This is a genomic window from Paraburkholderia solisilvae, assembly GCF_902859875.1.
GTDB classification, from domain to species: Bacteria; Pseudomonadota; Gammaproteobacteria; order Burkholderiales; family Burkholderiaceae; genus Paraburkholderia; species Paraburkholderia solisilvae.
Window position 1 is genome coordinate 1 of the sequence record NZ_CADIKF010000129.1, and the last position, 1,182, is coordinate 1,182.

Below are 1,182 nucleotides of genomic sequence, written 5' to 3' on the forward strand. Positions count from 1 at the left end.
GGCGGGCCCGTTGCCGGCCGCCGGGCTTCTGCCGGTCGCCGCGAACTTCGGCGGCGGCGGTGGCGCGCCTCCCGGACTCAACGGCGGCGACAAGTCGCAGCGCGTGATCAACATGATGCATGTCGCCGCGCCGCAACAGGTGATGCTCGAAGTCAAGGTAGCCGAAGTATCGAAGACGCTCGTCGATCAGCTCGGCGCGCAGGCCAACCTGCAAGGCAGCATCGGCACGTGGAGCTTCGGCCTGCTCGCGCAGTTCCTGTCGGGCGGCCTCGGTATCGCGGCGGCATCGAAGTCGAACAACCTGCCGCTCAATCTCGCGATCGACGCGCAAAAGAACGACCAGCTCGTGAAGATTCTCGCCGAACCGAACCTGATGGCGATCAGCGGGCAGGAAGCGAGCTTTCTCGCGGGCGGCAAGGTGTTTATCCCGGTGCCGCAAAGCAACGGCACCGGCGGCACGACGATCACGCTGCAGGAAGAGCTGTTCGGTGTCGGCCTCACGTTCACGCCGACCGTGCTCGATAACGGCCGCATCAACCTGAAGGTCGCGCCGGAAGTCTCGGAGCTGTCGCCGACCGGCGTCGCGGTGACCGCGGGCGGCGTGAACAGCACGGCGATTCTGCCGCTCATCACGACGCGCCGCGCGACCACCACGCTGCAGGTCTACGACGGCCAGAGCTTTGCGATCGGCGGCCTGATGAAGAGCAATGTGACGGGCACGATCAAGGCGCTGCCCGGCATCGGCGAAGTGCCGGTGCTTGGCGCGCTGTTCCGCAGCACGAGCTTCCAGGAGGACAAGACCGAACTCGTGTTCGTCGTCACGCCGCGGCTCGCGAAGCCGCTGCCGAAGGTGTACCCGATGCCGACCGACAGCTTCGCGAACGTCGACGAAGCGACCTTGTACGCGACCGGCAACATGGAAGGCAAGCAGCCCGCGGCGCCGGCTGCACCGGCCTCGGGGTCGCCCGCGGTCGCGCCCGGCCCGTCGGGCAGCGTGCCGGCCGGCATGCCGGCGCAGACGGGCGCCGTGAATCTGAACGCGCCGGTCGTGCCGGTGGCGCCGGGTGTGCCGGGTGTACCGGGTGTGCCGGTGGGTGGGGCTGCGGGCGCGCCAGTGGGTGTGCCGGCGAGTGTGCCAGCGAGTGTGCCTGGCGCGCCGGTCCCGCACCCCGGTCCGTCGAC

1 protein-coding gene is annotated in these 1,182 nt (G+C 69.3%); it reads left to right on the plus strand.

The annotated features are described in order from the left end of the window. A partial coding sequence (locus tag HV675_RS32100; RefSeq protein ID WP_425496151.1) for a type II and III secretion system protein family protein occupies positions 1-1,182 on the plus strand: 1,182 nt, incomplete at both ends.